Raw genomic sequence first — 5,089 nt, 5'->3', positions numbered from 1 at the left:
CAGTGGGCCAATCAGGAATTCTTCGCGAAGCTGACCACGCTGAGGACCCTGAACACGAACCTGCCGCCGGAGCGCCGGGTGCGCTTCATCGGCATTGATCTGGACCGGAGCGGCGAAGCACTCGCCCTGCCCGCCGCAACCGAGGACAGTTCAGCCGATCTTTCGGACCCGGCCAGCTGGCGGGCAGTCAATGAAGCGCTTCTGGACGTTCAGCCCGAAACTCGCAGCCGCTACGCGGCCATGCAGGCGCGCATGCGAGCGCTTGCCGCGATGCCGGGGTTTGAAAACGCCCGGTTTGTCGGTTTCTGGGGTCTCGGCCATACCAGCGAGGTCACGATCAACGGGAATCAAACGCTCGCCATGTGGCTGCAGGACCCTGCAGCGCCTTATGCCGGCGAGGTCGTGACGATCAACACGCTGTGTGTCGGTGCTTGCTTCAACATGATGCCCGCCGCTGCACTGCCCGAGCCGATGCAGGGACCGGGCGGCGAGGCCTATACCCTCCTGCCCATGGGTATCGAGAATCCGTACTTCCAGCGGCCGAGTGGAATTGGCGATCTGACCGCTGTACTTGGCGACAACCGTGCGGCGCTTGTGCGGATCAGTGGCGACGGCACACCCTACAGCACGGGCGGACGCCTCACGGAGAGCTCGGGCTATCTGGTCATGATGCAACCCTGGGAAATGGGTGGCAGCGCCGCCGAGATGACCGACTACTACATTATCTTGAACGGTTCAGCGCCGCTTACCCCTTGGGCTGGAGAAGCCTTCGACATTTCCGGGCAGGCAAGCACGGCCATATCGCAGCCCTAGCCGAAATCCTTCATCAGGCGGGCCTTGGACCTGTTCCACTCGCGTTCCTTGATCGTCTCGCGCTTGTCGACCGTTTTCTTGCCCTTGGCGAGACCGATCAGAAGCTTGGCCAGCCCCCGGTCATTGAAATAGAGCCGCAGCGGAATGATGGTGCGGCCATCGCGCTGCACTCCGCCGGCGAGCTGCGCCATCTGCTTGCGGTGGAGCAGGAGTTTGCGGTGACGGCGCGGCTCGTGATTGAAGCGATTGCCGCCTTCATAGGGCGGGAAATCAGCATTGATCAGGTAGAGCGCTCCGTCGCGCTCCACACTGACATAGGCTTCGGCGATGTTCGCCCGGCCCTGACGCAGGGATTTCACCTCTGTCCCGACCAGCATCAGGCCAGCCTCTACCGTATCCTCGATCTCGTAATCGAAGCGCGCACGCCGGTTTACGGCGATCAGGCTCTTGTCATCATCCTTGCTCATGTCAGCGACAACGCCTCGACAACGCTTCTGATCCGGGCTTTCACCGGATCGGGGCACTCCACCAGCGGCAGGCGCAGTTCGGCAGAGCACAGACCCAGAAGACTGGCTGCGTATTTCGCCGGAGCGGGGCTCGTCGTTGCAAACATCACCTCATGCAGCAGTTGCAGGCGTTCATTCAGCTCGCGCGCCTCCTCCCAGCGCCCTTCGAGCGTTGCATTCTGGAACGCCGCGCACAGGGCTGGCGCGACATTGGACGTGACGGAGATCACGCCTGTGCCACCATGGGCATTATAGCCCAGCGCCGAAGCGTCCTCGCCGGACAGCTGGATGAAGTCCGTCCCGATGGCCAGCCTGTGCTGCGTCACGCGGGCAATGTCTCCCGTCGCATCCTTCACGCCAATAATGTTGGGATGGCGTGCCACCCGGGCCATTGTCTCGACCGAAATATCGACCACGGACCGGCCCGGCACGTTGTAGACGAAGAGCGGGATCTCGACCGCATCGGCAATCGCAAGATAGTGCGCAGCCAGACCGTCCTGCGAAGGCTTGTTGTAATAGGGCGCCGCAACAAGGATCGCATCGGCGCCCGCGCTCTTGGCAAAGCGCGCCAGCTCGATCGAATGGGCGGTATTGTTGGACCCGGCACCTGCGATCACCGGCACCCGGCCAGCGGCTGTCTCGATAACCGTTTCCACGACCGCGCGGTGCTCTTCCACAGTCAAGGTCACGCACTCGCCCGTGGTGCCGACGGGAACCAGACCATGGCTTCCGGCCTTGATCTGGTGTTCCACCACGCGTTTCAGCGCGGCCAGGTCAAGCTGGCCGTTGCTGAAAGGGGTGATGAGGGCCGTGAACGATCCGCGGAACATGGTTTGCATTGCCTTGTGAGAATAGCGCGTCAGCGCAACTGGGCGCGGACCATATCGATTGCAACAAGGCGCGCCAAGACGCTGCAATCGCTGTGGACAGTGCGCCCGCGTTGAACGACCCTTGTGAACTGCCCTGCTGCGAAGAGGTTTGTTGCCACCATGCTGTTACGTACAGCCCTGCTTGCCCTTTCGGTGTCGATGCTGAGCGCGCCTGCACTCGGCGATGTGCCCGTGCCCCGGGTGAAGCCCCCCATGGCCAACCACTCCGCAATTTTGAACGACGCTGACTTCGACCTTCTGCGCCGGGGCTTGCGGGCAGCCGATGCCGGCGACTGGACTTTCGTGCGCGAGGCCCGCTTCGGCATCAGCCATCCGGTAGCAAGCCGCCTCCTGCTCTGGCGCATCGCAACCGCCGACGCGCGCGCGATCTTTTCCGAACTGAACCTCGCCCTTGAAGAACTCGAAGGCTGGCCCCGCGAAGATGCCATCCAGCGCGAGGCAGAGTGGAAGCTCGCCGCGTCCGGTCTGGGGCCGGACCTCACCGCCAGCTGGTTTACCCACCGGGAGCCCCTCACCGGCGAAGGCCGTATTGCCTATGGCGAGGCGCTGATAGCGCTGGGCAGGGCAGACGATGGCCGCGAGCAGATACGCGAAGCGTGGCGGACGCAGTCCCTGCGCCAGACATATCAAAGCCAGGTGCTGCGCGAACATGGCGGCATCCTCACCGCTGCCGATCACGCCGAACGGGTGGACTATCTGCTCTGGGCCGGGCAGCGCAGCCTTGCAAGCGCTCTGCTTCCGCAACTCAGCGCAGGGGAACGACGTGTGGCCGACGCCCGCATCCGCCTGGCCGCGCGCGGTTCAGGCGTCGACGGCGCGGTCAATGCCGTCCCGGCGAGCCTGCAGAATGATCCCGGCCTCGTCTTCGAGCGCACACGCTGGCGCCGCCGCGCCGGCAACACAAGCGGCGCACTGGATCTGGCGCTCGAACTGCCCGATGCGCATTCCAATACCGCAGCGCTGGAATCGATGTGGTCGGAACGCAAGCTGATCATCCTCGATCTGATGCGTGAAGGCGATCACGACACGGCCTACCGGCTGGCGGCCGCGAACGGCATGAGTGCGGGTGTCTCCTTTGCTGATGCCGAGTTTCTCGCAGGCTGGCTGGCGCTGGTGCACCTGAACCGCCCCGAAGATGCGCTGGCCCATTTCAACAGGCTGGAAGCAGGCGTCACGACGCCGGTTTCGCTCGGACGCGCCAAATACTGGCAGGGCCGGGCTGCAGAAGCAGCCGGGGACGCTAGGCTGGCCCATGACCGCTTCACAGCCGCTGCCCAGCACGCCACGACCTATTACGGCCAGCTTGCCATCCTTGCGCTCGGCCCTGATGCGGCCGAGCTGGACCTGCCGCCAGACCCGGTCATTACCGAGGCTGACCGCACGGCATTCACTAATCGCGAGGACATTATCGCTCTGCGCCTTCTGGGTGAGCTGAACCAGACCTTCCTCTTCCGTACGTTTGCAGCGCATTTGGAAGACCGGATGGAAACGCCTCTGGAGCAGGCCATGCTGGCTGATATCGCTCTGGATCATTTGCGTTTGCGGGAATCTGTCCGGGCCGCCAAGGCCGGGCGCATGCAGGGCATGATCCTCGCCGAACGCGCCTACCCGCTGGTGGATGTGCCCACCGACGCACCGGTTATCGCCGACCCGGCCCTCACCCTCTCGGTGATCCGGCAGGAGACCGAATTTGACGCTCGCGCCGTCAGTGGCGCAGGCGCGCGTGGCATGATGCAGATGATGCCGGCAACGGCGCGCGCCACTGCGCGCCAGCTTGGCCTGCCCTATACGTTTGAATGGCTGACCGATGACCCGGACTACAATATGCGCCTAGGGATGGCGCATTTGCAGGACGTTGTGGACGACTATAACGGCTCGCTCGTCATGGCGCTTGCCGCCTACAATGCAGGCGGCGGCAGGGTAGCCCGCTGGGTTCAGGAATACGGCGATCCGCGATACGGCGCGATTGATCCGATCGACTGGGTGGAAAGCCTGCCCTTTGCCGAGACCCGCAACTACGTCCAGCGCGTCATCGAGAACCTGCAGGTCTACCGCGCCCGCCGGGCCGGCCACACGGCTGTGCCCCTTCAGATCGAGCAGGACATGGTGGGCGCAGGCGCAGGCCTTCGCCGCATCCTGCCGCACTTGAGCGACGAACAACTGGCCGAGATCGAGGCTGCCGATGCTGCCGCCCGTGAGGAGCTGGGCATGGCACCGGTCCCTGACGTCGAGGATGGCGAAGGCTAGGCGCCGATAGCCCGCGCAAACAGGGCCGCGTCCACATTGCCGCCTGTGGCAACGATAACGGTTGTCTTGCCCTTCGCGGGGATATGACCAGAAAGGACTGCAGCCAGCGCGCACGCACCGCCCGGCTCCAGCACGAGCTTGAGGTGGCGCCAGGCAAAGGCCACGGCGCCAAGCGCTTCCTCGTCGGACACCACCCCGATACCCTTCAGGCGCGGCTGGTTGATCGGAAAGGTCATCTCGCCTGGCGCATCGGACAGCAGCGCATCCTGCAACGAGCCGGAAGGCACTGCATTGCGCTCGCGCTGGCCGCTGGCCAGTGAGCGGGCATGATCGTCAAACCCCGCCGGTTCTGCGCCAAAGACGGCGATATCCGGTGCTTTGGCGGCCAGAGACAGATTGATCCCGGCGATCAGACCGCCTCCACCGACGCAACAGACCAGCTGGTCCGCCGTCTCTCCGCGCTCGGAAAGCTGCTCGGCGATCTCCAGACCACACGTCCCCTGCCCTGCGATCACGCCGAAATGATCAAAGGACGGGATCAGCGTCGCGCCCGTTTCCTCGCAAAGGCGGCGCGATATGTCTTCGCGGCTTTCAGATGCCCGGTCATAGGTGACCACCTTGCCACCTCGAGTG

At 64.2% G+C, this 5,089-nt stretch carries 5 protein-coding genes; 2 read left to right on the top strand and 3 right to left on the bottom strand.

The genetic code is table 11. The features are described 5' to 3' along the window. Window positions 1-813: hypothetical protein (locus ACTS2Z_RS05895; protein ID WP_442572291.1), on the top strand; the 813-nt coding region annotated here is incomplete at its 5' end. On the opposite strand, the gene smpB is transcribed toward ACTS2Z_RS05895, so the two are convergent. Together smpB and dapA are read right to left on the bottom strand one after the other, a co-directional pair. Next, entirely contained in the window at window positions 810-1,280 is a 471-nt protein-coding gene (smpB, locus tag ACTS2Z_RS05890) for an SsrA-binding protein SmpB (RefSeq protein ID WP_442572290.1), read from the bottom strand. The genes ACTS2Z_RS05895 and smpB overlap by 4 nt on opposite strands. Beyond that, window positions 1,277-2,149, bottom strand: a complete 873-nt coding sequence (dapA, locus tag ACTS2Z_RS05885) for a 4-hydroxy-tetrahydrodipicolinate synthase (protein WP_442572289.1) — start codon at window positions 2,147-2,149, stop codon at window positions 1,277-1,279. The genes smpB and dapA overlap by 4 nt, the downstream gene beginning before the upstream one ends. A gap of 159 nt (window positions 2,150-2,308) precedes the next feature. Between dapA and ACTS2Z_RS05880 the strand changes: the two genes are divergently transcribed. After that, on the top strand, window positions 2,309-4,456 hold the full coding sequence (locus ACTS2Z_RS05880; RefSeq protein ID WP_442572288.1) for a transglycosylase SLT domain-containing protein: 2,148 nt from the start codon (window positions 2,309-2,311) through the stop codon (window positions 4,454-4,456). On the opposite strand, the gene ACTS2Z_RS05875 is transcribed toward ACTS2Z_RS05880, so the two are convergent. Next, on the bottom strand, window positions 4,453-5,089 hold a 637-nt coding region (locus tag ACTS2Z_RS05875; RefSeq protein ID WP_442572287.1), incomplete at its 5' end, for a threonine ammonia-lyase. The two genes, ACTS2Z_RS05880 and ACTS2Z_RS05875, sit on opposite strands and share 4 nt — an antisense overlap.

The organism is Glycocaulis sp. (assembly GCF_052168375.1).
In the GTDB taxonomy this organism is placed as follows: Bacteria; Pseudomonadota; Alphaproteobacteria; order Caulobacterales; family Maricaulaceae; genus Glycocaulis.
This window is presented reverse-complemented; position numbering and strand designations above follow the sequence as displayed.

Coding starts and splice junctions, on each gene's coding strand:
- smpB (WP_442572290.1), bottom strand. CDS start 1,280: ATGAGCAAGGATGATGACAAGAGCCTGATCGCCGTAAACCGGCGTGCG.
- dapA (WP_442572289.1), bottom strand. CDS start 2,149: ATGTTCCGCGGATCGTTCACGGCCCTCATCACCCCTTTCAGCAACGGC.
- ACTS2Z_RS05880 (WP_442572288.1), top strand. CDS start 2,309: ATGCTGTTACGTACAGCCCTGCTTGCCCTTTCGGTGTCGATGCTGAGC.